Origin of the sequence: Stenotrophomonas sp. FR012 (genome assembly GCF_047520565.2) — a bacterium.
In the GTDB taxonomy this organism is placed as follows: Bacteria; Pseudomonadota; Gammaproteobacteria; order Xanthomonadales; family Xanthomonadaceae; genus Stenotrophomonas; species Stenotrophomonas sepilia.
Map to the genome: position 1 here is coordinate 659,818 of NZ_JAXBQL020000001.1, position 26,516 is coordinate 686,333.

Annotated in this window: 22 protein-coding genes; 17 read left to right on the forward strand and 5 right to left on the reverse strand. The window is 66.7% G+C overall.

Annotated features, from left to right (window positions below; all coding sequences use genetic code 11):
• Positions 1 to 53: 53 nt before the first annotated feature.
• Positions 54 to 1,178 carry a pyridoxal phosphate-dependent aminotransferase gene (locus ACM0O9_RS03170; protein WP_065178621.1) on the reverse strand — a complete coding sequence of 375 codons (1,125 nt, stop codon included), beginning with the start codon at positions 1,176 to 1,178 and terminating at the stop codon, positions 54 to 56.
• A 259-nt stretch (positions 1,179 to 1,437) separates the two neighbouring features.
• Here ACM0O9_RS03170 and ligA point away from each other — a divergent pair, with 259 nt between their 5' ends.
• The 9 genes from ligA to ACM0O9_RS03215 all read left to right on the forward strand — a co-directional run bounded on the left by ligA (position 1,438) and on the right by ACM0O9_RS03215 (position 14,514).
• A complete protein-coding gene (gene ligA / locus ACM0O9_RS03175; protein WP_414603790.1) occupies positions 1,438 to 3,909 on the forward strand; it encodes an NAD-dependent DNA ligase LigA in 2,472 nt (823 codons plus the stop codon).
• A gap of 50 nt (positions 3,910 to 3,959) precedes the next feature.
• A complete protein-coding gene (locus ACM0O9_RS03180; protein WP_053497333.1) occupies positions 3,960 to 4,445 on the forward strand; it encodes a GNAT family N-acetyltransferase in 486 nt (161 codons plus the stop codon).
• Positions 4,442 to 5,398: an EF-P lysine aminoacylase EpmA gene (epmA, locus tag ACM0O9_RS03185; RefSeq protein WP_414603777.1), complete on the forward strand. Its 957-nt coding sequence runs from the start codon at positions 4,442 to 4,444 to the stop codon at positions 5,396 to 5,398. Before ACM0O9_RS03180 ends, epmA begins: the two co-directional genes overlap by 4 nt.
• A 138-nt stretch (positions 5,399 to 5,536) precedes the next feature.
• On the forward strand, positions 5,537 to 6,265 hold the full coding sequence (locus ACM0O9_RS03190; protein WP_005417382.1) for a DUF3011 domain-containing protein: 729 nt from the start codon (positions 5,537 to 5,539) through the stop codon (positions 6,263 to 6,265).
• Between the two features lie 47 nt (positions 6,266 to 6,312).
• Complete coding sequence (gene mtnA, locus ACM0O9_RS03195) at positions 6,313 to 7,377, forward strand: S-methyl-5-thioribose-1-phosphate isomerase (protein ID WP_134709517.1); 1,065 nt, start codon at positions 6,313 to 6,315, stop codon at positions 7,375 to 7,377.
• A gap of 217 nt (positions 7,378 to 7,594) precedes the next feature.
• Positions 7,595 to 10,309 (forward strand): DNA gyrase subunit A, encoded by a 2,715-nt coding sequence (gene gyrA, locus ACM0O9_RS03200; protein WP_065178624.1) that lies wholly within the window; start codon positions 7,595 to 7,597, stop codon positions 10,307 to 10,309.
• A gap of 131 nt (positions 10,310 to 10,440) precedes the next feature.
• Positions 10,441 to 12,969, forward strand: coding sequence for a membrane-bound PQQ-dependent dehydrogenase, glucose/quinate/shikimate family (locus ACM0O9_RS03205; protein WP_414603778.1), 2,529 nt, complete (start codon positions 10,441 to 10,443; stop codon positions 12,967 to 12,969).
• 124 nt (positions 12,970 to 13,093) lie between these two features.
• Positions 13,094 to 14,182 (forward strand): lysozyme inhibitor LprI family protein, encoded by a 1,089-nt coding sequence (locus tag ACM0O9_RS03210; protein ID WP_414603779.1) that lies wholly within the window; start codon positions 13,094 to 13,096, stop codon positions 14,180 to 14,182.
• A gap of 47 nt (positions 14,183 to 14,229) precedes the next feature.
• A complete protein-coding gene (locus ACM0O9_RS03215) occupies positions 14,230 to 14,514 on the forward strand; it encodes a hypothetical protein (RefSeq protein WP_414603780.1) in 285 nt (94 codons plus the stop codon).
• Between the two features lie 294 nt (positions 14,515 to 14,808).
• Here ACM0O9_RS03215 and ACM0O9_RS03220 read toward each other — a convergent pair whose 3' ends face one another.
• Together ACM0O9_RS03220 and ACM0O9_RS03225 are read right to left on the reverse strand one after the other, a co-directional pair.
• Positions 14,809 to 15,216 (reverse strand): DUF3037 domain-containing protein, encoded by a 408-nt coding sequence (locus ACM0O9_RS03220; protein WP_061480045.1) that lies wholly within the window; start codon positions 15,214 to 15,216, stop codon positions 14,809 to 14,811.
• A complete protein-coding gene (locus ACM0O9_RS03225; RefSeq protein WP_065186184.1) occupies positions 15,194 to 15,970 on the reverse strand; it encodes a HipA family kinase in 777 nt (258 codons plus the stop codon). Before ACM0O9_RS03225 ends, ACM0O9_RS03220 begins: the two co-directional genes overlap by 23 nt.
• 239 nt (positions 15,971 to 16,209) lie before the next feature.
• On the opposite strand from ACM0O9_RS03225, the gene ACM0O9_RS03230 reads away from it, so the two are divergent.
• The 5 genes from ACM0O9_RS03230 to ACM0O9_RS03250 all read left to right on the forward strand — a co-directional run bounded on the left by ACM0O9_RS03230 (position 16,210) and on the right by ACM0O9_RS03250 (position 22,182).
• Positions 16,210 to 16,539, forward strand: a complete 330-nt coding sequence (locus ACM0O9_RS03230) for a hypothetical protein (protein ID WP_061480047.1) — start codon at positions 16,210 to 16,212, stop codon at positions 16,537 to 16,539.
• A gap of 168 nt (positions 16,540 to 16,707) precedes the next feature.
• On the forward strand, positions 16,708 to 19,170 hold the full coding sequence (locus tag ACM0O9_RS03235; protein WP_065178628.1) for a S9 family peptidase: 2,463 nt from the start codon (positions 16,708 to 16,710) through the stop codon (positions 19,168 to 19,170).
• Positions 19,171 to 19,335: 165 nt separating this feature from the next.
• A complete protein-coding gene (locus ACM0O9_RS03240) occupies positions 19,336 to 21,168 on the forward strand; it encodes a M3 family metallopeptidase (protein WP_414603791.1) in 1,833 nt (610 codons plus the stop codon).
• A gap of 35 nt (positions 21,169 to 21,203) precedes the next feature.
• Positions 21,204 to 21,734: an ABC transporter permease gene (locus ACM0O9_RS03245; RefSeq protein WP_065178630.1), complete on the forward strand. Its 531-nt coding sequence runs from the start codon at positions 21,204 to 21,206 to the stop codon at positions 21,732 to 21,734.
• A gap of 127 nt (positions 21,735 to 21,861) precedes the next feature.
• Entirely contained in the window at positions 21,862 to 22,182 is a 321-nt protein-coding gene (locus ACM0O9_RS03250) for a hypothetical protein (RefSeq protein WP_414603781.1), read from the forward strand.
• A gap of 13 nt (positions 22,183 to 22,195) precedes the next feature.
• Here the strand turns inward: ACM0O9_RS03250 and ACM0O9_RS03255 are convergent, their stop codons facing one another.
• Complete coding sequence (locus tag ACM0O9_RS03255) at positions 22,196 to 23,179, reverse strand: hypothetical protein (RefSeq protein WP_414603782.1); 984 nt, start codon at positions 23,177 to 23,179, stop codon at positions 22,196 to 22,198.
• Positions 23,180 to 23,317: 138 nt separating this feature from the next.
• Here ACM0O9_RS03255 and ACM0O9_RS03260 point away from each other — a divergent pair, with 138 nt between their 5' ends.
• The 3 genes from ACM0O9_RS03260 to ACM0O9_RS03270 all read left to right on the forward strand — a co-directional run bounded on the left by ACM0O9_RS03260 (position 23,318) and on the right by ACM0O9_RS03270 (position 25,934).
• On the forward strand, positions 23,318 to 24,283 hold the full coding sequence (locus tag ACM0O9_RS03260) for a DUF2268 domain-containing putative Zn-dependent protease (RefSeq protein ID WP_065196069.1): 966 nt from the start codon (positions 23,318 to 23,320) through the stop codon (positions 24,281 to 24,283).
• Positions 24,284 to 24,332: 49 nt separating this feature from the next.
• A complete protein-coding gene (locus ACM0O9_RS03265) occupies positions 24,333 to 25,115 on the forward strand; it encodes an SGNH/GDSL hydrolase family protein (protein ID WP_414603783.1) in 783 nt (260 codons plus the stop codon).
• Between the two features lie 96 nt (positions 25,116 to 25,211).
• A complete protein-coding gene (locus ACM0O9_RS03270) occupies positions 25,212 to 25,934 on the forward strand; it encodes a hypothetical protein (RefSeq protein WP_414603792.1) in 723 nt (240 codons plus the stop codon).
• Between the two features lie 3 nt (positions 25,935 to 25,937).
• Here ACM0O9_RS03270 and ACM0O9_RS03275 read toward each other — a convergent pair whose 3' ends face one another.
• Positions 25,938 to 26,483 carry a thioesterase family protein gene (locus ACM0O9_RS03275; protein ID WP_414603784.1) on the reverse strand — a complete coding sequence of 182 codons (546 nt, stop codon included), beginning with the start codon at positions 26,481 to 26,483 and terminating at the stop codon, positions 25,938 to 25,940.
• Positions 26,484 to 26,516: the final 33 nt, after the last annotated feature.

The following is a 26,516-nucleotide window of genomic DNA, read 5'->3' on the forward strand; positions in this document are numbered from 1 at the left end:
AGATCCACGCCATGCGTGGATGGGGCGAACCAAGTTCGCCCCCACCAACGGGGTCAGGCCGGTACGCCGGCCACCTTGGCGAACGCACGGCGGAATGCGGCCATCTCGTCTTCGGTGCCGACGGTCACGCGCACGCGCTGTGGCCAGATCGGCCAGCTGCGGCCAATGATCACGCCGTTGTCTGCCATCGCCTTGGCAAAGGCGGCACCGTCGCGCTGCACATCCACCACGAAGCAGTTCGCTTCCGACGGGACGCAGCTGAAACCACGCTTGCCCAGCCACGCGATGGTGGCCTGCCGCACCTGGGCATTCTGCAGGCGCCGCTGCGCGATCAACTGGGGATCCTGCAGGCTGGCCAGTGCTGCGGCCAGTGCTGGCACGGGCAGTGGGTTGTCGCCCAGGCTGGCCAGTTCGCGCAGGCGGTCGGGATGTGCGGCCGCCACGCCCAGGCGCAGGCCGGCCATGCCGTACAGCTTGGAGAACGTGCGCAGCACGATCAGGTCATCGCGCTGCGCAACCTGCGCGATCAGGCTCGGCTGCTCGCTGTACTGCAGGTAGGCCTCGTCGACCAGCACGCGGGTTGATGCGGGCTTGTGGGCCAGCAGCCAGGCGAGCTCATCCGGTGGGCTGATCGAACCGGTCGGGTTGTTTGGATTGCACACATACACCAGCCCGGTCGGGCGCGCTTGCGCGGCGGCGACCATCGCACGCAGATCATGCGCGCCGTCGTCGCGCAGCGGCACCTTCTGCACATGGGCGCCGCGAGCAGCGGCGACCTCGCCCAGGGTCTCGAAGGTCGGGTCGGCCACCACCAATCCCGCCTGCGGCCCGGTCCACACCGTGGCGGCGCGGTTCAACGGCTCGCTTGAGCCGGGATAGAGGCGCACGTGGTCGGCCGGAATACGTGCCTGCTCGATGAAGGCATCGCGCACCTGTGCGGCCAGGGCGAAGCGGTAGCGGCCGCAACTGGCGATACTGTCGCGCGCGGCCTGCTGGGCCGCCGGCGAGGGGCCGTAGGGGCACTCGTTGAAGTTCAGCAGTACGACGCCTTCGGCAGGGGCCGGGGCGACGGCGGCCGCAGGTTGGGCCTGGCCAAGCCGCGGCAGTCCGCTGCCAGCGACGGCGAGGCCGGCACCGGCCAGTTGCAGGAAGCGTCTACGGGAAGCAGGCAGGGTCACGGGTGGGATTCCGAGGAGTAGCCTTCGCACGCTAGCGCTGGTTGCGGTGGGCGGCAAGCCCGCTTTTTGTAGTGCCGAGCCATGGTCGGCTGCAGGTGTGCCAACCAAGGTTGGGCACCTGCCGGGGCGGGGAGATGGTTGGCATCCACCAGGGCAGGGGGGGGCGCCCGTCGAGCATGGCTCGGCGCTGCGAAGGGGGGGCATTACAGGGCCTGACGGCCGGGCGCGGTAGAATCCCCGGCCATCCCAGAACCAGCGGATTCCGATGAGCTCCAGCCCCGCCGAACGCGCCGAAGATCTCCGCCGGCAGATCGCCCAGGCCAACCGCGCCTACCATGAGCTGGACGCCCCGGAGATCCCCGACATCGACTACGACCGGATGGTGCGCGAGCTGGAAGCACTGGAGCGCGAACATCCGGAACTGGCCCGGGCCGACAGTCCGACCCAGCAGGTCGGCGCGCGTCCCTCCGGCCGTTTCCCCGAAGTCCGCCATGCGGTGCCGATGTTGTCGCTGTCCAACGCCTTCAGCGATGAGGAAGTGGCGGATTTCGTGCGCCGCATCGATGAACGCCTGGGCCGCCGCAGCCTGCAGTTTTCGGCCGAGCCGAAGATGGACGGCCTGGCGATCAGCCTGCGCTATGAGGATGGTCATTTCGTGCTCGGCGCGACCCGCGGCGATGGCAGCACCGGCGAGGACGTGACCGCCAACCTGCGCGAGATCGGCGATGTTCCCAAGCGGCTGTACGGCAAGGACTGGCCGGATGTGCTGGAGGTGCGCGGCGAAGTCTACATGGCGCGTGCCGATTTCGAGGCATACAACGAACGTGCGCGCCTGCACGGCGGCAAGGTGCTGGCCAACCCGCGCAATGCGGCGGCCGGGTCGCTGCGCCAGCTCGACCCGAAGATCAGTGCGCAGCGCAGGTTGAGCTTCTTTGCCTACGGTACTGGTGAAGTGCAGGGCGGCGAGCTGCCCGATACCCATTCGGGCACGCTGGCGCAGCTCGGCGCCTGGGGCTTTCCGGTCAGCGCGCTGTGCAAGGTGGTGGAAGGCACCGACGGCCTGCTCGGCTACTACCGCGATATCGGCGAGCGCCGCGACGGCCTGCCGTTCGATATCGATGGCGTGGTCTACAAGCTCGATGACCGTGCCGGCCAGCAGGCGATGGGCTTTGTCTCGCGTGCGCCGCGCTGGGCCATCGCGCACAAGTTCCCGGCACAGGAACAGAGCACCACGGTGGAGGCGATCGAGATCCAGATCGGCCGCACCGGTGCGGCCACACCGGTCGCGCGGCTGGCACCGGTGGCCGTGGCCGGCGTGATCGTGTCCAACGCCACGCTGCACAACGCCGACCAGATCGCACGCCTCGACGTGCGCGTCGGCGACAGCGTGATCGTGCGCCGTGCCGGCGACGTGATCCCGGAAGTGGTCAGCGTCATCCTCGATCGCCGCCCGCAGGGCACCACGCCCTGGCAGATGCCGACGCGCTGCCCGGTGTGCGGCTCGGAGATCGTGCGCGAGGAAGGGGCGGCCGCATGGCGCTGCTCGGGCGAGCTGTCCTGCCCGGCGCAGCGCAAGGAAGCCATTGCCCATTTCGCTTCGCGCCGCGCGATGGACATCGACGGCCTGGGCGACAAGTACATTGAAACCCTGGTCGACGCTGGCATCGTCAAGAGCGTGGCCGACCTGTACCGGCTCAGTCGTGACCAGCTGCTGCACCTGAAGCTGGTGCTGGACGCTGAAGATCCCTCGGCGCTGGCCGCCGCACTGAAGCTGCACCTGCCGGCTGAAGGCAGTGGCGCGGTGCTCAATGCGGTGCTCAGGCTGGACGGCAACGATCCGGGCTGGCGCGCGCAGGCGCTGGCGCAGCCGGCCCGCTTCGAATGGAACACGAAGAAGATCGCGACCAAGTGGGCCGACAATCTGATCGCGGCCATCGACGCCAGTCGTGCCGCCACGCTGGAACGGCTGCTGTTCGCGCTGGGCATCGAGCACGTGGGCGAAAGCACGGCCAAGGCGCTGGCGCAGTGGTTCGGTGACCTGGAACTGATCCGCCACCTGCCGTGGCCATTGTTCAAGCGTGTGCCGGACATCGGTGGCGAAGTGGCGCGGTCGCTCGGCCACTTCTTCGAGCAGCAGGGCAACCAGCAGGCCATCGATGACCTGCTGCAGGTCGGCCAGGTCCGCATCAGCGATGTGCACGCGCCCAGCGCCAGGCTGCGCGAGGGGCTGGACCTGGCGCAGCTGTTGGTCGAATCAGAGATTCCCGGCATCACCCGCCTGCGCGCGGAGAGACTGGTGGCTGCGTTGCCCGGTGCCCAGGCGGTGCTCGACGCCGAGCATGGGCAGTTCGTCAACGCAGGATTGCCGGACGACACCGCGCGTGGCCTGGCCCAGTGGCTGGACAGCGAGGGCCATGGCGCGATGCTGCTGGCAGCCGAGAAGGCGATGCAGCAGATCCTGGCCAAGGCACCGGCGCTGGCCGAGATCGTGGCCGGCCCGCTGGATGGGCAGACCGTGGTGCTGACCGGCACCCTGGCCCAGCTCACCCGCGATGCCGCCAAGGAGCGCCTGGAGGCCCTCGGTGCAAAGGTCTCCGGCAGCGTTTCGAAGAAGACCAGCTTCGTGGTCGCCGGTAGCGAAGCGGGTTCCAAGCTGGACAAGGCGCAGTCGCTGGGCGTGCCGGTGTGGGACGAAGACCGCCTGCTGGCCTATCTGGCCGAACACGAGTGACGATCCCGCCGGGTGTCCCCGCGCCCTGCATGAAACACAAAGGAACACCGATGCAGACCGCCCCGCTGGATTTCCGCCTGGCCACCCGTGCCGACGAGGAGCTGTTGATCGCGCTGATGCGCGAGTTCTACGCCGAAGACAGGATCGACTTCGATGACGCGCGGGTGCGTCGCGGCGTGGACGCGCTGCTGGCCGATCCGCGCAATGGCGAAGTGCTGTTGTGGATGGACGAGGCGGGCGAGGTAGTCGGCTACGCGGTGATCGCGATGGGCTTCAGCCTGGAGCAGGGCGGCCACTTCATGCTGCTGGACGAGCTGTACCTGAGCCATCGTGCGCGCGGTCGTGGCCGCGGCAAGCAGGCGCTGGCCATCTGCGAACAGCGCGCTCGCGGTCGTGGCGTCAGTCGCCTTCGCCTGGAAGTGAACCACCACAACGAACTGGCACGCCGCCTGTACCTGGCCAGCGGCTACATCGACGATACGCGCGATCTGCTGACCCTGCCGCTCGACCATCCGCGCCCGGAGGGCATCCTGTGAGCGAGGCCCTGCTGCGCGCGCTGCAGCAGCGCGCCGCGCTCAACGCGCTGGTGCGCCGCTTCTTTGCAGAGCGCGATGTGCTCGAGGTGGAGACGCCGATCCTGTCGGTGGCAGGCAACACCGAGCCGAACATCGACAGCTTCCATACCGACTTCACCGGGCATGTCGATGCCGGCGGACGCCGCCGCTGGCTGCGCACCTCGCCGGAGTATCCGCTCAAGCGCCTGCTCGCTGCCGGCGTGGGCGACTGTTACGAACTGGGCCGGGTGTTCCGCAATGGCGAGGCCGGTGGTCGCCATAACCCGGAATTTACCATGCTGGAATGGTATCGGGTCGGTTGGGACCACCATCGGCTGGTACAGGAGACCGCCGAGCTGATCGGGCAGGCGCTGGCCCTGGTTGGACACCGTGCGACCCTGCGCGTGCTGAGTTACCGCGAGCTGTTCCAGCAGCACCTTGGCGTGGATCCGTTCGAGGCGGATGAGTCCACGCTGCGTGCCGCGTTGGGCGAGGTGCACATTGACCCGGTCGGATTGACCCGTGATGACTGGCTCGACCTGTTGATGACCCATTGTATCCAGCCGCATTTCGATGACGCGGTGATGACCGTAGTGCATGACTGGCCAGCCAGCCAGGCCGCGCTGGCACGCATCCGCGCCGGCACGCCGCCGCTGGCCGAGCGTTTCGAGCTCTACCTGGGTGCAGTGGAGCTGGCCAACGGCTATCACGAACTGAACGACGCCGACGAGCAGCGCGCCCGCTTCCGGCGCGACCAGCAACGCCGCCACGAACGCGGGCAGGTGCAGCCGCCACTGGATGAGGCGCTGCTGGCGGCGTTGCCAGCGTTGCCGGCCTGTGCCGGCGTGGCGGTGGGTGTCGATCGCCTGCTGATGGCGATGAACCGCACGCCACGCATTGCCGATGTGCTGGCCTACGACTTTGCCCACGCGTGACGCCCGCGTGTTGCTGAACATTGCAGGCTGAACGAAACGCGGGCTCTGTGCGCTTGCGTCGGTAAGCAGGATGATGCTCTTATCACGGCCAATGCCGGACACTGGCATGCAGTTCATCCATTCCTGCTGGGGAAGGCTTTGGTCAAGTGGTTTGCGGTTGTCGCTGCACCGATGTACTCCATTGCGCTATGGGGTGCCTGGCTGCCGTCGCCGGCGTCGGCCCAGCAGGTGGGCTACGACGATGAAGTGGTGACCTGCGAGTCCCGCGACATGGGCTGGGTGCACTGCGATATCGACGTGGCCAACGGCGTCGATCTGGTGCGCCAGCTCTCGAGCAACAGCTGCATCCGCGGCAGCGAGTGGGGCACCGACCGCAGCGGCGTGTGGGTCACCCTTGGCTGCCGCGCCGAATTCCGGGCGCGCCGTGCGCAGGGTGCGGCACCTGCGGCAACGGAAGGCAAGCGCCTGGTGCGCCGCGTGGTGCGCTGCGAATCCAATGGCCGTCCGCAGAGTTGCCCGGTACGCCTGGATGGCGCGCCGGTGCGCCTGCTTCGCCAGTTGTCGGTGCTGCCGTGCCGGGAAGGCCAGGGATGGGGCTACAAGCGCAATGAAGTCTGGACCAGCCGTGGCTGCCAGGGCGATTTCGAGGTGGCCGACGAGGATGGCCGCTTCGTCGATGTGCCGCGCCGCCTGACCTGCGAATCGAAGTCGAAGAAGCGCCGCTTCTGCGGCGCGAGCATCTCGGTGGGTGCTGTGGTCTCCGAGCAGCTGTCCAGCACGCCCTGCGAGGAAGGCAGCACCTGGGGCTGGAACCGCAACGGGATCTGGGTGGATGGCGGCTGCCGCGCCGAATTCTCGGTGAATTGAGCCGGGGCAGGCTCCAACCACGCGGGGCGTGGCCCTACAATGGGCCCATGAACACTGCCTCCGACATCGACTACGCCCGTTACGACCACATCCGCCCGATCCTGTGGACCGGCGATGCCTTGCAACTGCTGGACCAGCGCAAGCTGCCGTTCGTGGTCGAGCACGTGGTCTGCCATGACAGTGACGAGGTTGCCAGCGCCATCCACGCACTGACCGTGCGTGGCGCGCCGGCGATCGGCATTGCCGCCGCCTGGGGCGTGGTGCTGGCCGCGCGCGAGGTGCAGGCCGCCGACGGTGCGCACGCGTTGCAGCAGCTGGAGCCGGCACTGCAGCGCCTGAACGCATCGCGCCCTACTGCGGTCAATCTGGCCTGGGCGCTGGCACGGATGCGCCGTTGCCTGAACGCTGCCGGCGCCGACTGGAAGGCGTTGCTGGAGTCCGAAGCGCAGGCGATCGCAGAGGAAGACCTGGCGGCCAACCGCCACATGGGCGCACTGGGCGCTGGCCTGATCGAGGCTGGCAGCGGTGTGCTGACCCACTGCAATACCGGCTCGCTGGCCACCGCCGGCTTCGGTACCGCGCTGGGCGTCATTCGCGCCGGCATGGCCCAGCACCGCATCGCGCGCGTGTTCGCCGGCGAGACCCGGCCGTGGCTGCAGGGTGCACGCCTGACCGTGTGGGAGCTGCAGCAGGACGGTATCGATGCCACCCTGATCGCCGACTCGGCGGCCTCGCACCTGATGAAGACCGGTGCCGTGCAGTGGGTGATCGTGGGCGCAGACCGCATCTGCGCCAATGGTGATACCGCCAACAAGATCGGCACCTACCAACTGGCCATTGCCGCACGCCACCACGGCGTGAAGTTCATGGTGGTGGCGCCGTCCTCGACCGTGGACATGGAGACCGTGGACGGCAGCCAGATCGAGATCGAGCAGCGCGACCCGGGTGAGCTGTATGGCGTGGGCGGCACCCGCACCGTGGCCGAAGGCATTGCCGCCTGGAACCCGGTGTTCGACGTCACCCCGGGCGAGCTGATCGACGCCATCGTGACCGAGCGCGGGGTGATCCTGAACCCGACCGCCGAGAACATGCGCGCCGCCTTCGGCGGTTGAGGCGCAGGGGAGGGGCGGCGTGACCTCCGCCCCCGGTAGTGCCGGCCGCTAGACGGCAACCCCCTAAGTTCCTGATTTGTGCCGGTAAAATCCCCGTAAAGGGAGGCGGAAAACGGCCTGTTGTGGTAGTATCCACAGGTTGAATCGAGGTTCCGGCGCGACCCCCTCCCGCAGAGGGCTGCGCCGGACTGGACCGCTACCAGACAACGGAACCCGAATGGCAGAAACCGCCAAGGAAATCATCCAGGTCAACCTGGAAGACGAGATGCGCAAGAGCTACCTCGATTACGCCATGAGCGTGATCGTGGGCCGCGCGCTGCCGGATGCGCGCGACGGCCTCAAGCCGGTGCATCGCCGCGTGCTGTACGCGATGAACGAGCTCAACGCACACAGCAACAAGCCCTACTTCAAGTCGGCGCGTATCGTCGGTGACGTCATCGGTAAGTACCACCCGCATGGCGACCAGTCGGTGTACGACACGCTGGTGCGCCTGGCGCAGCCGTTCTCGCTGCGCTACATGCTGGTCGATGGCCAGGGTAACTTCGGCTCCATCGATGGCGACTCCGCCGCGGCCATGCGATACACCGAAGCGCGCATGTCGCGCCTCGCGCACGAGCTGATGGCCGACATCGACAAGGAAACCGTCGACTTCCAGCCCAACTACGACGAAAAGGAACTGGAGCCGACGGTCATGCCGACCCGGTTCCCGAACCTGCTGGTCAACGGCTCGGCCGGTATCGCGGTGGGCATGGCGACCAACATCCCGCCGCACAACCTGAGTGAATCGATCAACGCCTGCATTGCGCTGATCGACAACCCGGAGATCGACGTCGACGGCCTGATGGAGTACATCCCGGGCCCGGATTTCCCGACTGCCGGCATCATCAACGGCACCGCCGGCATCGTCGCTGGCTACCGCACCGGCCGTGGCCGCGTGCGTATCCGTGCCAAGGCCGATATCGAAGTGGCCGACAATGGCCGCGAATCGATCATCGTCACTGAAATTCCTTACCAGGTGAACAAGGCGCGTCTGATCGAAAAGATCGCCGAGCTGGTCAAGGAAAAGAAGATCGAAGGCATCAGCGAGCTGCGCGATGAGTCCGACAAGGATGGCATGCGCATCTACATCGAGATCAAGCGCGGCGAATCTGCCGAGGTTGTGCTGAACAACCTGTACCAGCAGACGCAGATGGAATCGGTGTTCGGCATCAACATGGTGGCGCTGGTCGACGGCCGCCCGCAGTTGATGAATCTGAAGCAGATGCTGGAGGCGTTCGTCCGCCACCGTCGCGAAGTGGTCACCCGCCGCACCGTGTTCGAGCTGCGCAAGGCGCGCGCCCGCGCCCATGTGCTGGAAGGCCTGACCGTCGCGCTGGCCAACATCGACGAGATGATCGAACTGATCAAGACCTCGCCGAACCCGAACGAAGCACGCGAGCGCATGCTGGCGCGCGTGTGGGAGCCGGGCCTGGTCGGTGCGATGCTGGGTGCCGCCGGTGCCGAAGCCTCGCGCCCGGAAGACCTGCCCAAGGGCGTGGGCCTGATCGAGGGCGGCTACCAGCTGACCGAGATCCAGGCCACCCAGATCCTGGAAATGCGCCTGCACCGCCTGACCGGGCTGGAGCAGGACCGCCTGACCGACGAGTACAAGCAGCTGCTGGAAGTGATCGCCGGGCTGATCCACATCCTGGAAGATCCCGACCGCCTGCTGCAGGTGATCCGCGAGGAGCTGGTCAACGTCAAGGCCGAGTTCGGCGACGAACGTCGCACCGAAATCCGCCACAGCGAAGAAGACCTGGACATCCTCGACCTGATCGCACCGGAAGACGTGGTGGTCACCGTGTCGCATGCAGGTTACGTGAAGCGGCAGCCGGTGAGCGTGTACCGCGCACAGCGCCGCGGTGGGCGTGGCCGCAGTGCGGCGGCGACCAAGGAAGAGGATTTCATCGAACAGCTGTGGCTGGTCAACACGCACGACACGCTGCTGACCTTCACCAGCTCGGGCAAGGTGTTCTGGCTGCCGGTCTACCAGCTGCCGGAAGCGGGTTCCAACGCCCGCGGCCGTCCGATCATCAACTGGATTCCGCTGGAACCGGGCGAACGCGTGCAGGCCGTGCTGCCGGTGCGCGAGTACGCCGATGGCCAGTTCGTGTTCTTCGCCACGAAGAACGGTACGGTCAAGAAGACCCCGCTGGGCGAGTTCGCCTTCCGTCTGGCCCGCGGCAAGATCGCGATCAACCTCGATGAGGGCGATGCGCTGGTCGGCGTCGGCCTGACCGACGGCCAGCGCGACATCCTGCTGTTCGCCTCCAACGGCAAGACCGTGCGCTTCGGCGAGGACAAAGTCCGCTCGATGGGCCGTACCGCAACCGGCGTGCGTGGCATCAGGATGCCGGCCGGCGAGGAAGTGGTCAGCCTGATCGTGGCCGAAAGTGCCGGTGGCATCGAGGACGAGAACGAGGACGACAACGGTGTCGAGGAAGCCGCCGCCACGGGTGATGCGGTGATCGATAGTGCCGACGACGCCAGCGTGCAGTACATCCTCACCGCCACCGAGAACGGCTACGGCAAGCGCACCCCGCTGCCGGACTACCCGCGCAAGGGCCGTGGCACGCAGGGCGTGATCGGCATCCAGACCACCGAGCGCAATGGCAAGCTGGTCGCCGCAGTGCTGATGGGCTCCCGCGACGAAGTCCTGCTGATCTCCGACGGCGGTACGCTGGTGCGTACGCGTGGCTCGGAAATCAGCCGCGTCGGCCGCAACACCCAGGGCGTGACCCTGATCCGCCTGTCCAAGGACGAGAAGCTGCAGGCGGTGGAGCGCATGGATGCCTCGATCGACGAGGACGAGGACGAGGTGGCAGTCGCCGCCCCGGCCACGACCGACAGCGCCCCGGCTGCGGCCAGCAGCGAGGACGCCGCACAGGACTGATCCTGCCGCGAGCCTGAGGCACCCGACGACGCCGGCCCTGTGCCGGCGTCGTCGTATCCGGATGCCACGCATACGCGCGCGCTTCACGCAGGCGGTGGGATAACGACGCATGCTGCCCCCGGAGATCGACGATGTCCGCCACGCCGCAGTCCGCTCCTGCTCCCGTCCGCGCTTCCCGGCACCCTCTCGTTACCGTGCTGTCGCTGCTGCTGGTCGTGCTCGGCCTGGTCATCGGCGGGCTCGGCGCGTGGCTGCTCAGCCTGGGCGGGTCTGCGTACTACGCCATCGCCGGGGCCGGCCTTCTGGCCAGTGGCCTGTTGTTGTTCGGCAATCGCCGCAGCGGCGCGCTGCTGTATGCGCTGGTGTTCGTCGGCACGCTGCTGTGGACCTGGTGGGAATCGGGCAGCGACTACTGGCGCTGGGTGCCGCGGCTGGGCCTGGTGACCGCGCTCGGCATCGTGCTGGCGCTGCTCGCGCCGACCCTTCGCGAACCGGTTTCAAAGCGCCTGTCGCGCAGCGTGGCGGGCGTCCTGATGCTGGTGTTCGTTGCGGCGTTCGGGTTGGCGTTCGCGCCGCACGGCGAAGTGGACGGCCACCAGCCGTTCCCGGAAGGCGCGGCCAGCGCCGGGCTGGAACCCACGCGGGATACCACCGGCCTGCAACCGGCCGACCTGCCTGCCGAAGGGGACTGGCCGGCGTGGGGCCGCAGCAATGCCGCCACCCGCTATTCGCCGCTGCAGCAGATCACCCCGGCCAACGTGGCCACGTTGCAGCTGGCCTGGCAGTTCCGCACCGGTGACCTGCCGAAGAAGCGCTGGGGTGCGGAAACCACGCCGCTGAAGATCGGCGGCCGTCTGTACCTGTGCACTGCCCGTAACCGCCTGATCGCGCTCGACGCCGCCAGTGGCAAGGAAGTGTGGCGCTTCGATCCGAAGGTGAAGGACGCCTCGATCCCGTACACCGCGGCCTGCCGTGGTGTGAGCTACTACGAGCAACCGGCAGCGCCGATCCTGGCCGATGCCACCCTGGCCGATGCCGCGGCCGATCTGGCGTTGCCCGAGCCGCCACCCAGCGTGAGCCGCAGCGCTGCACCGGGCAGTCGTCCGGCGTGCTGGGCGCGCATCATCGAAGGCACGCTGGACGGGCGCATCATTGCAGTGGATGCAGATAGCGGCCGTCCCTGCGCGAACTTCGGCAACAACGGCCAGGTCGACATCACCCTCGGCATGGGTGAGGTGCCACCCGGCTATGTGTCGATCACCTCGCCCCCGGCCATCGTGCGCGGCGTGATCGTCACCGGCCACCAGGTGCTGGATGGTCAGCGCCGCGACGCGCCATCGGGCGTGATCCAGGCCTACGACGCGATCACCGGCAAGCTGCGCTGGGCGTGGGACATGGACCAGCCCGAGCGCAGCGGCCTGCCGCCGCATGGGCAGACCTACACGCGCGGCACGCCGAACATGTGGACCACCGCGACCGGTGATGAGGCGCTGGGGCTGGTCTATCTGCCGCTGGGCAATTCTGCGGGCGATTACTGGAGTGGCTCGCGTACGGAAAACCAGAACCGCTATGCGACGTCGCTGGTGGCGATCGATGTGGCCACCGGCAAGCCGGCCTGGCATTTCCAGGCCGTGCGCAAGGACGTGTGGGATTACGACCTGGGTTCGCAGGCCAGCCTGATCGATTACCCGACGGCGGCAGGCAAGGTGCCGGCACTCCTGCTGCCGACCAAGCAAGGTGATCTCTACATCCTCGACCGCCGCAACGGCCAGCTGCTGACCGCTGCCGAAGAGCGCAAGGTGCCGGTCGGCGGTGTCGAACCGGAACAGCGCTCACCCACGCAGCTGTTCTCGCTGTACCACACGCTGCGCCGCGAGCATGACCTGACCGAGCGCGACATGTGGGGCATCACCCCGATCGACCAGCTGATCTGCCGCATCCAGTTCCGCAAGGCCTATTACGAAGGCTTCTACACGCCGCCGAGCAGTGATCGCCATTCCATCGAATACCCCGGCTACAACGGCGGTTCGGATTGGGGCAGTGTTTCCATCGATACGCGCCGCGGCGTGATCGTGGCCAACTACAACGATATGCCCAACTACAACCGGCTGGTGCCACGTGCCGAAGCCGATCGCTTGGGCTGGCTGCCGCGTGAGAAGATCCGTGCCGACAGGGGCGGTGGCGAGGGGGCCGGCGATCCGCAGGTGGGAACGCCGTATGGCATCCAGGTCAACGCTGGCTGGCGGCTGCCGTTCACGGGTCTGCTGTGCAAGCAGCCTCCCTACGGCGGCATCCGTGCCATCGACCTGCGCACCGGCAAGCTGTTGTGGGATCGTCCGTTTGGCAGTGCGCGCGGCAATGGGCCGTTCGGCATCCGTTCCGGCCTGCCGATCGAGATCGGCACGCCGAACAACGGCGGTTCGGTGGTAACCGCCAGCGGGCTGATCTTCATCGCCGCCGCCACCGATGATCTGCTGCGCGCCATCGACCTGAAGACCGGCAAGGAGCTATGGCACGCGGCGCTGCCCGCGGGCGGGCAGGCTACGCCGATGGTGTATGAACAGGACGGACGCCAGTTCGTGGTGATCATGGCCGGCGGCCACCATTTCATGGAAACCCCGAACGGCGATTACGTGATGGCGTTTGCCCTGCCGAACTAGCGGTTGCCGGCCTGAACACGCACGCGGGGCTGTGACCGCTGTAGCCGAAGTTGCGCTGGCGACCGGGCAGCATCCATCATCGGAACAGGACGGGGCCGGCCAACCCCCCCAGGGAAGGAAACGCATGCTGAACTCTGAACGCCTATCGGGGCGTGGCACCCGGTTGCTGGCAGGACTGCTTCTGCTTGGCCCCTGCCTGTGGGCAAGCGCTCAGGCGCAGCCCCAGCCCGCCGCACGCAAGGTGCCCAGTGGTGCCGAACTGATTGCCGGCGATGCACGCCTTCTGAGCCCTGCCTATGCGCCCTGCATGGCGGCCGCGGTCACCGCACTGGACGCCCGTCGTCGTTGTGTCGACGCTGAATTCAAGGTGCACGACGATGCGCTCAACGCCGCCTACAGTGCGGCGCGCTCCACGCTGACCGCCAGTGATCAGCAGGTGCTGCGCGATCTGCAGCGGCAATGGCTGCGCCAGCGCGACAGTCGTTGCCCGGAAGGCAGCACGGCCGTTGCCCAGCTGGATTCACAGCAATGCCGCACGCACATGACCCTGCTGCGTGCCCGCCAGCTGCAGGGCGGCGGTGCGGCGGCGCTGGTGGCGGAAGCCAGGGCGGCCCCGGCGCCGGCGCAGGCCGCTGTGCATACCGCCGATGCCGCGCCCGACAAACAGGGCAGGATCGTCCTGCGGCCCGGCGAGGGCAGGATCACGCCTGCATTGCAGGTGGTCTTCCAGGTGGCCGACTGCGGCGGCACCGACAACGTGACGACCTGCAGGGTGCGGAGCATGGGCGTGACCCGTGGCGGGCGCAACGTGGCGGTCACGGGCGTGCAGCCGCGCCTGACCCGCGCTGGCGCCGATGCCCAGGGTGCGGCGGCCGTGCTGCTGACCGTTTCGGATTTCAATGGCGATGGCGTGCCGGACCTGCAGGTGTGGCAGGACAACAACGGTGTCTACAACGTTCCGGCGCATGCGTTCTACCTGTTCGACGCCAAGGTCAACCGCTATGTGCGTGCCAAGGCATTGGAAGCGGCCATCGGCGGGCGCGACATCGACCATATCGACAATGGGCGGTTCGTGCTGCGCGCGAAGGTCAACCCGTGCGAGCGCGAGGACAAGGTCATCCAGCTGCGCGGAACCGGGCCACGCACGCTGCTGCAGCGCCGCTATGACACCTGCAGGGGCGAGGCCCCTACCGAATCGGACCTGCTGAAGTAGGTCTTCCCCCGACGAACGGATGCGTTCCGGAACTGGCGAGCTGAAGGATGAGCGAAGGCTATGGAAAAGGTGGGGTGGGCTTCGGCCTGACCCGGGACCAGTCGGTCGAGATGATCGTGCGTACCAGCATCGACAACGGCAATACCGACCATCGGCAGATTGCCTATGTGCTGGCCACAGCGCAGCACGAATCGCGGGATTTCGCCGCGCCCGAGGAAGCGGTGCGGTACCAGATCGGCATGGGTGTGGAATCGCTGCCGTATGAGCGGATCGAATGGCATCGCATCGAGGCGTTCGCCGTCACGGTCGAGGTGTTGCGGCAGAGTCCCTAGCGTGGATGCAGCTGGGGTGACGACCGTCATGGACCTGGCCAATCTGCGGCAGGTGAAGCGGTTCCAGATCGTGGGCGCTGAAACGCCGGACAAGATGAAGCTCGCCCAGGCCTGCAAAGCGGAGCGCTGGTCTCACCTGCATTGCTGCAGCGGGCCACCACGGCGCAGAACCACAAGGGCTGGTATGGCTTGGTTTCGTGGTGCAGGGCGAGGGTAGGGAGCACCGGTACGGCCACGAAGACGGTGCGCCTGCTTCCCGCGAACGGCAGTCGACCAGCGGTCGACTCTACCCAATCAATGTTGCTCGGTTGGTGCCGGTACCCGCACCATCTTCGTCATCAGGTGTTCCACCACACCCGCCGGGTCGGCAGTGCGGCCGACATGCGTGCTCGACATCTGCACAACCGAACTGCGCTTGGCGGTAAGGAAATGGAAGCGCGCACGCGCCGGCAACTGCGCGATGGGTCCGGCGCTGGCGTCACCACGGCAGATGGCCACGATCGCATCCAGCCACGGTTGCAACGCATCCTGATCAAGCGCTGGAGCGAACGCGTGCAGGCGTGCCGGATCGATCTCGATGGCCGCTTCCAGATGGCGCGCGCCGGGGCAGGAGACGATCACTCCGACGTTGATGAACTCCTCGCGTTCCACCCGCGGTACCACGCGGATGACCGCATAGTCATACGTGTGCAGCGTGGGCACGGACGGCCTCCTGCACGAACACCGCACGCACTTTCAGGCGATGCTTGAGATAGTCGATGTAGCCCTGGCGATAGGCCTGCGGACTGTCGAATGCCGGCTCGTTGACCAGCCAGCTGTCCGGCACCAGGCCGACGATGCGCTCGATCTCGGCATCGCTCAGGCGCGCGGCCAGTTCGGCATCCACCCCGGCGATGCGGCTGGCGAACGACAGCAGCACATGGTCGCGGATCAGCACGAACGGCTTTTCGCAGGCATCGCCGGCGTTGGCCCAGTCGTGATGGAAATACATGGCCGCACCGTGGTCGATCAGGTACAGCCTGCGGTGCCATACCATCAGGTTGGGGTTGCGCGTGGTGCGATCAACGTTGCTGGTGAATGCATCGAACCAGACGATGCGCGAGGCCAGGTCTGCATCCACCGGCATCGCCGCCGGATCGTAATTGATCGCACCCGGCAGGTAGTCCAGGCCCAGGTTCAGGCCCTCGCTGGCGCGGATCAGCTCCTGGATTTCCGGGTCGGGCTCGGTGCGGGCGAACTCGCGGTCCAGCTCGACGAACAGGATTTCCGGAATCGGCAGGCCCAGCGTGCGTGCCATCTCACCGGCAATCAGCTCGGCGATCAACGCCTTCGGGCCTTGGCCGGCGCCGCGGAACTTCAGCACGGCCATGCCGTCGTCGTCGGTCTCGACCACGGCGGGCAGGGAGCCGCCTTCCCGTAACGGGGTGATGTAGCGGAGGGCATGTACGGTGCGCATGGGCGCATTCTAGCGTGGGTGCAGGTACAACCCTCTGATCGGCGAGGACCGATTTCGGCCTTCACCTGTCCCTTCCGCCCGCGATGGCAGCATCGTGCTCCAGGAACCCTTGGGTTCATGGGCGCACTGGCACTCTCGATGCCGAGGCTTCGGGCTGGGCACCTGCTCGGCTGCCAGCGACGCGCACTGCGAAGCGGAAACCTCATCCACGATGTCCAGCAGGCTACGGAGGTGCACCGATGAGCGATGAATTCACTCCCATGCTGCCGCCCTTGGACGATGCCAAGGTCGAGGAAATGATCGGCAAGGTGGTGCTGGTGGGCGTCACCCGCTATGGCGGTGACGGCCAGGTGCAGGGGCTGGAACAATACGCCGGTACGGTGCTGCGCATCAGCGCCGACGAAGGCGTGGTGCTGGCGGACGAGAATGACGGCCATGAGCGCTATCTGCCGCCGATGCTCGACCAGTACCTGCCCGCCGAGCCCGGCGAGTACCGCATGCGGAACAGTGGCATGATCGTGGTCGACCCCGATTACCTGACTGCCTGGGACCTGCACGCCCAGCAGTGACGACAGACCACACCTGGCAGATGCCGGTCCATTGCCGGCCTCTCCGGGCGTGTCCCACTTTGCCCCATCCGGCCACTAGCCCTTCCGGCCCATTCACGACAACCCCTGCGGTGCTAGATTCGGGACCTTGCCCGATTCCGGGTACCCATTCACACCCAGGGGATAAGGATGCTCATCCGTCGAACCTCTCTGGCGGCGGCCGTTGCCGTTGCCACCTTCGGCCTGCTGGCCGCTGGCCCGGCGCTTGCGGACTACGCGAAGCCGCCGGAGCACCTGCTCAAGGTGTTGAAGGCACCGCCGCCGCCGGCGCCGAACGTGGCCCCGGGTGGCCAGCGCCTGCTGCTGACCACTGCGCAGACCTACCCGTCGATCAGCCGTGTCGCCCAGCCGTACCTGAAGCTGGCTGGCGTGCGCCTGGAACCGAAGAACCGCAGCCGCCATGACACCCCCGGTGGCTATGGCATCCCGGCCTGCGTGGCCGACTTCACCCTGGTCGACATCGGCAGTGGCCAGCAGACCAAGGTCAATCTGCCGCAGGGCTGTGCCACCGGCGCGCTGTGGTCGGCCGATGGCAGCCACTTTGCGTTCCAGAACGCGGTCGATACCAGCGTGCAGCTGTGGGTGGGCGATGCCGCTACCGGCCAGGTGAAGCAGGTGCCGAATGTGCAGCTGAACCCGATTTTCGGCTATACCGTGCAGTGGCTGGGCGGCAGCCAGAACCTGCTGGTGAAGCTGGTGCCGGCCAACCAGGGCCCGGCGCCGTCCAACGGTGGCGTGCCGACCGGCCCGGATGCGCAGGAGTCGCTGGGCAGCAGCGGCGAGAGCAGCACCTACGAAGCCCGCGATACGCTGACCAGCGTGCATGACGAAAAGCTGTTCGCCTACTACGGTGCCTCGCAGCTGGCCGTGGTCGATACCGTCGCCAACAGCGTGCGTCCGGTCGGCCAGCCGGCACTGTTCAACGACGTCAGTGCCGCACCCGATGGCGTGCACGTGCTGACCGAATCGATCAAGGCACCGTATTCGCACGCGGTGACCTACCAGCGCTTCGCCAACGACGTGGCCGTGCTGGATATCGCCAGCGGCAAGTCCACGCCGATCGCCAGCCTGCCGCTGGCCGACCGCGTGCCGGTGCACGGTGTGCCGGAAGGCCCGCGCGGTTTCGACTGGCGTGCTACCGATCCGGCCACCCTGGTCTATGCCGAAGCGCTGGACAAGGGCGACTGGAAGGTCAGCGTGCCGCATCGCGATCGGGTACTGATGCTGAAGGCACCGTTCAACGGCAAGCCGGTCGAGATCGCCCGCACCGCACAACGCTTCGAAGGCTTCGCATGGACCGCCGATCCGGCCGTGGCGTTCCAGTTCGAGAACGACGAGAACCGCCACTGGATGCAGACCCGCATCGTCGATGTGGATCAGCCGAAGAAGGAAGGCCGCCTGCTGTGGGACATGTCCAGCGATGAGCTGTACGGCAACCCCGGCAACCTGGTCTTCACCCGCCTGCCGAATGGTGCGCAGGTCGTACGCCGTGAGGGCAACCATGTTTTCCTCAGCGGCCGTGGTGCCTCGCCGCAGGGCGACCGTCCGTTCCTCGACCGCCTCGATCTCGGCACGCTGAAGAGCGAGCGCCTGTTCCGCAGCAGCGCTGATGCCTACGAGCAGTTCCTTGGTTTCAGCAATACGCCTGGGCGCTACCTGACCTGGCACCAGTCGGTGATCGATCCGCCGAACGCCTTCATCCGTCAGCAGGGTGAGGCGGTGGCCGATGCGAAGACCGGCGAGGCGCAGTTCGCGTCCACCGCGACCGCGCTGACCAAGCTGGTCGACCCGACTCCGGAAGTGCGCCAGATCAAGAAGCAGCTGGTGACCTACAAGCGTGCTGATGGCGTGGACCTGTCGTTCACCCTGTACACGCCGCCGGGCTACAAGGAAGGCCAGCGCGTGCCGGCGATCCTGTACGCCTACCCGGCCGACTTCGCCAACGCCGCGCAGGCGGGGCAGGTGTCCGGTTCGCAGCAGACCTTCACCCGCCTGCAGCCGTACCGCCTGATGCTGCTGGCCGGCTACGCGATCATCGACAACGCCTCGTTCCCGATCGTGGGTGACCCGAAGAACGCCTACGACACCTACCTGGAGCAGCTGGAAGCCGACGCCAAGGCAGCGGTGGACAAGGCGGTGGACATGGGCGTGGTCGATCGCAACCGCATCGGCGTGACCGGCCACAGCCATGGCGGCCTGATGACCGCCAACCTGATCGCCCATACCAACCTGTTCAAGGCTGGCGTGGCGACCAGTGGTTCGTACAACAAGACCTTTACCCCGTTCGGCTTCCAGAACGAGCGTCGCTCGGTGTGGCAGGCGCAGGACGTGTACCTGAAGGCCTCTCCGTTCTTCTATGCCGACAAGATCAAGCTGCCGCTGCTGCTGGTCCACGGCGAGGACGACGCCAACCCGGGCACCGAGCCGTTCCAGTCGCGCAAGCTCTACCAGGCGATCCGTGGCAACGGTGGTACCACCCGCTTGGTGATGCTGCCGAATGAACCGCACTGGTATACCGCGCTGGAGTCGAACGAGCAGCTGGTGTCGGAAATGCTGAACTGGTTCGATACCTACGTGAAGAACGCCAAGTAATGGAACGGGAAGGCCGCCCCAGGGCGGCCTTGCTGTATCGGGATGTGAGTGGGTAGACGGCCTGGATCCGGATGCGCAATCGGGAATCGGGAAGCCACCTGCCATGCGGCATCCGGGTCCACCCGGGCTGCTAAGCTGGGAGTGGAAACAGACCAGGAGACATCGATGCATCGCAATGGAATGCGCGCCATCACTTTTGTCATCGCGACGCTGTTGGCCGGGATGACACACGGAGTGGAAGCGCAGGCTCTGCGGGCAGATGACCGCAGCTACTTTGGCAGCGCCTCCCAGGAACGTGAGGCCTGGCAGAACCTCGAGCGCAGGACCCATGCCCTGAAAGCCCTTCAGGCGCCGGCGTACGTGCGGTTCCAGCAGGCCGAACAGCTGTATGGCGAGTGCCTCCGGCACCATGGCTACCTGCATCTTCAGGCCGCGCGCAATGCCGACGATGCCCGGCTGGCCAACACCCAGGGCGAAGTCGCCAGCGCATGTGGACGCATCGCGGCGATTGCCAAGCAGGCATTGCGTGATGCGCCCGCGCACGCTGCCTGGATCGGGCCGCATGCCGACCTGCGTGAACGGGCGTTGCGGGAGGATGTGCAGCCGGCCAATGCAGCGCTGGTGGATGCGGTCGACACGTTGGCTGACCCGGCGCTGGACAGCTTCGGGCGTCTGCACCGGCAGCTGCTGCAGTCGGCCCCCTTTGCGCGTTTCGAACATGAAGGCCGCACGCTCGACAGTCGCACCGACGCGAGAGCCCTTTCCCGCCTGCCGGACCGTTCACTGCGCGAAGCGGCATGGCGTGCCTACTGGCAGGGAATGGCGTCGCGGCGCAGCGAAATGGCAACGGTGCTGCTGGGCCTGGTCCGCCTTAACGAGCATGCGTCGGAACTGCAGGGCGATGGAATTGCGCCTGACCGCAGCTACCGGCACATGGGCCTGGATCAGGCCGCCGTCGACGCGACACTGGCGGCGGTAGCGCGCCACGCGCTGCTGCGGCGGAACTACCAGCAGATGCAGTTGACCCATCTTGAGCGCATGGGCCAGGCGTCTCCACAGATCTGGGACATGGACCTGCCTGATGCGGGCTATATTCCTCCGCCGCTTGACCTGGCGCAGTTGCGTGATGCGGCGGCGGCATCAATGCAGGTGCTGGGGCCGGATTACGTGACAGGGCTGCGCGGGCTGCTCGATCCTGCGGGCGGACGCATGGATCTGGGCGGATCGGCAGGGCGGCGCGCGATGGATGCGTTTTCGATCAGCGCCCCCGGTGTACGTTCGTTGCTGTTCGTTGGCCATCGCCAGGGCGATCTGGAGGGGGATGTCCAGATCGCTCACGAAGCCGGCCATGCCATGCATGGCCAGTGGATGCAGCGCGGCGGCGCATCATCATTCCAGCGCAACGGCAACAAGTGGTTGACCGAGGCCTTCGCCATCTACAACGAACTGAAGTTCCGCGATCAGCTCTACCGGCAGGCCAGTGATCCACGTGCCAAGGCGTATTACCTGAAGTCGTTGCTTGATGACATCATCCTGCAGCTGTTCGTATCGTCTGAAGAGGCCGATCTGGAACAGTCCATCTATCAGGACGTGGCCGCCGATGAGGTTGGCAACGCAGACGCGCTTGATACGCTGACGATGAAGGTGCTGGGCAGGTACGGGGGCGCATCGGAGCAGTATCCCGAGCTGCGCAGCACCTGGATATCCAAGCGGCTGATGTATGAGGATCCGCTTTACCTGGCCAATTACCTGTATGCCGGACTGATTGCGGTGCAGCTCTTCGCCCAGGACCAGCAGGATCCGGAGGGATTCAGGGAGCGCTACCTGGCCGTCCTGGGCGAGGGCTTTGATCGCCCACCGCAGCAGCAGGTCGAGCAGTTGCTGAATGCGAAGCCTGACTGGTCAAGCCTGGTCGAGCAAGATCTGGGCGTTTTCCAGCAGTACCTGGTGAAGTTGCAGGGACTGCATGCGGAAATCGAGCGCCAGCGCGGTCGCTGAACAGGCGACAGCCTGCTGCTGCCGGCACCCGTGTGATGTACGCGGTGCGCAGCGAGCCGGACGCGCTTTCCGCGGTCCTCGACTCGGCCCGCAATGCGCTGGCCGCGCGCGAAGCGAACCGGATGCTGCCCCGGGTCCAGCGCTTCAGCGAACTGCGTGCGGAATACTTCCGGCGTGACCAGACCATGGCGATCATCTTCCTGTGCGCCGGCATCTCGCTGTTGATCGTGACCGGCACGGGCGTGTATGGGCTGGCCAGCTTCTGGGTCCGCAAGCGCTATCCGCAGATCGGCATACGACGTGCGTTGGGTGCCCGCAGGCGCGATGTGATCAGCTTCTTCATGATCGAGAATCTGATGCTGACCTTCGTCGGCGCGATCGCTGGCAGCGTACTGGCATTGGCGTTGAATGTCTGGGTTTCGCGCTACTACGAGGTACCTCGCATCGATCCCGGGTACCTGGTGCTGGGCGTCGGGCTGGTGTTCGCCCTGGGGCAGCTGGCTGCCTGGGTACCGGCGCGGCGGGCGGCGCGCGAGGCCCCCGTGGCGGTTCTCAACAGTACCTGATGGATCCGGAGGGTGACCTCGTGTCATTGGCGGTTGCGATTGCGTAACCATATGTGATGCGGGTGCCATGGCGTGCGGACGCTGCGATACGCTGCAGGCCTGTTGCTGTCTGCCATGGGTTTCACCTATGAAGTCCAAACGTGTTGCCGCAGTGTTGGCGCTGGTGATGATGCCGAGCCTGCATGCCCAATCACTCCCCTCCGAACTGGCGCAGCTGGGCATTGTCGCCGGCATGCCTTATGCCAAGGCCAAGCGCCTCATGGATGCGGCAGGGTGGCAGGTGAGTCCGGTTCAGGGCGCGCCTGAGTCACTCGAGGGCTTTCCGGAAGTCGGATGCCAAAGGGGCGCCAAGCAGTGCGCGACGACCTTCGAAAAGGAAGGTCAGCAGATCGCGGTGCGGCTGGGCACTACCCTGGCAGGGCAGCCGTTCGTGCAGGGCGTGGACTGAGCGCTCATTGCGTTCAGGCCAGCGGTAACCGGTCCTGCGCGTGCGACAGCCGATCGTGCAGCTCGCGCACATGCTCGGCCTTGGCATGCACCCGGGAGGTGTCGCCGAAGCTGCGCAGGTAGGTGCACGCGGCAAAGCCGGCACTCTTCTTTTCGTACTCGGCAATCCAGGCCAGTCGATCCGGATTGTTGGCCTGTTCGGCTGACCACGCGGCCACCGGCGGCCGGATGCGGTACTTCAGGCCGACGCGCCACGGCTTCGGTGTCAGTCGCGCACGGAAACAATGCTGCAGCCGGCACATGCGCGCGTACAGGGTGTCGGTGCCCAGTGCCTTGAAGAATGCCTGGAGCTGCTCGTCCTCGGGCGAGAAGGTGGCATGCATCGCCAGCACGCGCAGTCCGGCCGGCGTGCGGTAGGTGCGCAGATGCCAGTCCGGATGCTGTTCGCTGAAGGCTGCGACCCGCTGCAGCGCCACACCTTCGGCGCCACCGGCGGCGGCCAGGCGCCGCTTGCGCTGCATCAGCATCGCGGCATTCACCAGCACTACGGCCGCCACACCCAATACCAGGCCCACCAGCCAGTGCCAGAGCAGGGTGCCGATGACGGCGCCGGCAAGCAGCACGATCGCAGCCACGATGGCCGGTATCAGGCATCCGGCCGGTGGCTGCGCATGGTCGATGTCGGCAAACAGCACGTCGGGGCTGTTGAGGCACAACGCGCCATAGCTGTTGCGGGTGATGATGACATCGCCGTCGCGCTGCACGATCTGCTCGCGGATAGGTACACCTTCCACACCGTAGTTGCTGCGCACTTCGCGTCGCGGCAGCACCTGGCCGGCAAGGATGGCATTGAGTGCTTCGTTGGCACGGCGGTCGGCGTGGGCCTGGGCCTGGGCAGGACCCTCATCGGACCAGCCGAAGCGGCGCACGACCACCGGCCGGCCACGGAAACGGGCCTGCAGGCGGGCTTCGGCCCAGTACGCGGGAACGATCATCATCGTGCGGTGCTCCATCATCCATGGCAGGTGCCTGAGTGAGTCTGGCACAGCCCCGAAGGGCCTGCATGTGCCCGCTGCGGTGGCCGGGGCGGAGTGATAGATTGCGCGCTTCGCATGCACTCCACCAAGGACGGAGCGATGTCCAGTTTCCTGCGTTGCCTGCTTGCCCTGGCCTGTGCCGGGGCGGTCGGCGTGGCGTCGGCGGGTACCCCGCCGGGGCCGCAGATCCTCACCACCGATGCCAGCCGCTTCTACGCGCTCTACGACAGCACCGGCGGCAAGCCCAGCGTCGCCCAGCTGGCCGGTTACCTGGCCGAAGGCAGTCCGGGCCTGAGTGAACTGGCGAAGGCGCGCCGGGTCACGCCCGAACGCATGGCCGAAGCCATTGCCAGCCAGCCCGGGGTGTATGTGCAGGGCCGCAGCTGCCTGGCGGAGCTGCCGGCGGTGAAGCAGCGCCTGGTGCAGGTGTTCGGCAACCTGCAGGCGATCTATCCGCAGGCCGCGTTTCCTCCGGTGACTCTTGCGGTCGGCCGTGGTCGGCCGGTCGGGTTGACCTCGAAGAGTGGGGTGATCATCGGCCTGGAAGCGCTGTGTGCAGCCGATTTCATGAATCCCAACGTGCAGGACCGTTTCGTGCACGTGATCGCGCACGAGTACGTGCACATCCAGCAGACCGGCCTGACCGATTTCGAGCCCGGCGACCCGCATGCGACGGTGCTGCGTGTTTCGCTGGGCGAAGGCATCGCCGAATTCATCGCCGAATTGATTTCCGGCAACGTCGGCAACAGTCGCCATGCGGCATGGACGCGCGGCCGCGAGGTCCACATTGAAAGCGCCTTTGCGCTGGATGTGGACAGTACCGATCTGTCGCCGTGGCTGTACAACTACAAGCCCGGTTCGCAGGAGCCCTATGACCTCGGGTACTGGGTGGGCTACCGCATCGCCAAGGCCTATTACCTGCAGGCCAAGGACAAGCGCGATGCAGTGCGTGCGCTGATCCAGCAGGACAACCCGAAGGCAATCCTGGCTGCCAGTGGCTGGACGCCCGGCATGTGGATGCCGGCCAAGGTGACCGGCGTGGCCGCGCGGTCGGCGGCGCGGTAAGCGCGGGGCCGCGCGCTAGACTGGCCCGCACATTCAAGGGAGAGACCCCATGCGTTCCTTGTCCGGCGGCCTGGCCGCAGTTGCCCTCGGTATCGCGCTGAGCGCCCACGGGGTGGCGGCCGAGATGCCCGCGATCAACCCTTTGCTGCTGGAGCCTGTCGAAAGCCTGCGCGCGGACGAAGTGCGCTTCATGCAGCAGCGCCTGGCCGATTGGCCGCAACTGCAGCGTTATCGCGACGCCAACGCGCGACTGCCTGCCGCTGTACCGGGGCAACCACGCGTGGTGTTCTACGGTGATTCCATCACCGAAGGCTGGGGCAGGGAAGGCAGCGCATCGTTCTTTCCCGGCAAGGGCTGGCTCAACCGCGGCATCAGTGGCCAGACCACGGCGCAGATGCTGGTGCGGTTCCCGCAGGACGTGCTGGCCCTGAAGCCACAGGTGGTGGTGATCCTGGCCGGCACCAACGACATTGCCGGCAACACCGGCCCGTCCACGCAGGCGATGATTGAAGACAACCTGCACGCGATGGTGGACCTGGCACGCGCACATGGCATCGCCGTGGTACTGGCATCGGTGCTGCCGGTCAGCGATTACCCGTGGTTGCCGGGCACGGCACCTGCTCCCAAGGTGCGCGCATTGAACGCGGCATTGAAGCGCCATGCCGATGCGAAGCAGCTGGTCTATCTGGACTACTACACGCCGATGACCAATGCCGCCGGAGGGCTGGATCCGCAGCTGGCCGAGGATGGCGTGCATCCCACGGCGAAGGGCTATGCGGTGATGGCGCCGCTGGCGGAGGCTGCAATCAGGCGCGCAATGGCGCCGGACTAGGCACAGCACCCGCAATGCACAGCGTCCAGCCCGTCGAGGTAAAATGGCCCCGGAGCCGGCCACGCAGCGTGGCCGCCAGGGACGATCGGGTGGGTGATGCGGAAGGGAATCCAGGGATGGCTGCGCCGCAGCGGCGCGACGATGGCACTGCTGCTGGCGGCCGTGCCGGCGTTCAGTGCAGACACGGCGGCGCCTTCGCCGCTGACGCGTGAGCCGGTGGCCGGAGTTTCACTGGCCGAATGGACCGCCCGCTGGTGGCGCTGGGCCGACGCCCAGGGCGGCGCGCCCTATCTCGACCCGGATGGCCGTGTATGCGATGTGGGCCAGGAAGGCCCGGTCTGGAACCTGGCCGGCACCAATGGCCGTTTCCGGCCACATCGCGAATGCGTGGTGCCGGTGGGCAAGTACCTGTTGCTGCCGATCATCAACATGGCGCACTACCAGGTGGATGAGTCTGTGTCCTGCAAGGAGCTGCAGGCGGGGGCGGCGGTCAACAACGATTATCTGATCAGTGCAGTGGTGCTGCTGGATGGCCAACCCCTGGGCGACATGCGCATGCATCGGGTGCGCAGTGAAGGCTGCTTCCGCATGGATGACGATGACGCAGACTCACGGCTGGCCGCCGCCGACGGCTACTGGGTGATGCTCAAGCCGTTGCCGCCAGGCCGGCATACCCTCAGCGTGGGCGCCAACTACGGCGTGCCGGAGGGTGGCGCGTACAGCCGCATGCGGCAGTCCTTCGAGTACGTGCTGCATGTGGGAGGGCGCACCCAGGTCGTATCGCGCAATCTGCACGCGGTGCCGCTGGCCGCCCCCTGAAGCTCAGGCATTGTCCTGCTTCAACGCTGCATCGGCCGCCAGCAACGCTTCGGCGGCCGCACTGAGCGGCGGCGAGGGCGGGGCAACCACACCGATCGCTTCCATCATCTTCGGCATGCCCAGGAACTGGCGCGCGCGGCGGTCGTAGATGCCGGTGACCAGCAACGCGCGCGTGGCGATCTTCTGCTCGGCACCGATCAGCACGCGCTGCTCCATGATGCCGCGCGAGCCGACCCAGCCCACCAGTCGTGTTTCCAGGGTGAAGCGCTGGAACGGCTTCAATTCGCGGCGGAACTGGATGGTGCCGGCGCCGACGATCGGCGCCCATTTCTCGCGCAGCGCCACCCGGCCCAGACCCATGCGCAGGATCAGGTCCAGCCGGCCCAGGTCGAAGATGTTCCAGTAGCGGCCGTTGGTCATGTGCAGGTTGCTGTCCAGGTCGTTGGGCAGCACCCGGAACTGCAGCCGCGAGACCCCGAACGGGGCCTCCAGCTTCGGCCGGAACAGGCTGCACAGCAGCAGGTAGAGCAGACGGAACCAGAGATTCATGGCTATGACGACTGTTATAGAATCGCCGGTACG

Coding starts and splice junctions, on each gene's coding strand:
- mtnA (WP_134709517.1), top strand. CDS start 6,313: ATGAACACTGCCTCCGACATCGACTACGCCCGTTACGACCACATCCGC.
- ACM0O9_RS03215 (WP_414603780.1), top strand. CDS start 14,230: ATGAGCGAAGGCTATGGAAAAGGTGGGGTGGGCTTCGGCCTGACCCGG.
- ACM0O9_RS03265 (WP_414603783.1), top strand. CDS start 24,333: ATGCGTTCCTTGTCCGGCGGCCTGGCCGCAGTTGCCCTCGGTATCGCG.
- ACM0O9_RS03230 (WP_061480047.1), top strand. CDS start 16,210: ATGAGCGATGAATTCACTCCCATGCTGCCGCCCTTGGACGATGCCAAG.
- gyrA (WP_065178624.1), top strand. CDS start 7,595: ATGGCAGAAACCGCCAAGGAAATCATCCAGGTCAACCTGGAAGACGAG.
- ACM0O9_RS03275 (WP_414603784.1), bottom strand. CDS start 26,483: ATGAATCTCTGGTTCCGTCTGCTCTACCTGCTGCTGTGCAGCCTGTTC.
- ACM0O9_RS03250 (WP_414603781.1), top strand. CDS start 21,862: ATGAAGTCCAAACGTGTTGCCGCAGTGTTGGCGCTGGTGATGATGCCG.
- ACM0O9_RS03245 (WP_065178630.1), top strand. CDS start 21,204: ATGTACGCGGTGCGCAGCGAGCCGGACGCGCTTTCCGCGGTCCTCGAC.
- ACM0O9_RS03225 (WP_065186184.1), bottom strand. CDS start 15,970: ATGCGCACCGTACATGCCCTCCGCTACATCACCCCGTTACGGGAAGGC.
- ACM0O9_RS03205 (WP_414603778.1), top strand. CDS start 10,441: ATGTCCGCCACGCCGCAGTCCGCTCCTGCTCCCGTCCGCGCTTCCCGG.
- ACM0O9_RS03270 (WP_414603792.1), top strand. CDS start 25,212: ATGCGGAAGGGAATCCAGGGATGGCTGCGCCGCAGCGGCGCGACGATG.
- ACM0O9_RS03260 (WP_065196069.1), top strand. CDS start 23,318: ATGTCCAGTTTCCTGCGTTGCCTGCTTGCCCTGGCCTGTGCCGGGGCG.
- ACM0O9_RS03210 (WP_414603779.1), top strand. CDS start 13,094: ATGCTGAACTCTGAACGCCTATCGGGGCGTGGCACCCGGTTGCTGGCA.
- ACM0O9_RS03180 (WP_053497333.1), top strand. CDS start 3,960: ATGCAGACCGCCCCGCTGGATTTCCGCCTGGCCACCCGTGCCGACGAG.
- ACM0O9_RS03255 (WP_414603782.1), bottom strand. CDS start 23,179: ATGATGATCGTTCCCGCGTACTGGGCCGAAGCCCGCCTGCAGGCCCGT.
- ACM0O9_RS03235 (WP_065178628.1), top strand. CDS start 16,708: ATGCTCATCCGTCGAACCTCTCTGGCGGCGGCCGTTGCCGTTGCCACC.
- ACM0O9_RS03240 (WP_414603791.1), top strand. CDS start 19,336: ATGCATCGCAATGGAATGCGCGCCATCACTTTTGTCATCGCGACGCTG.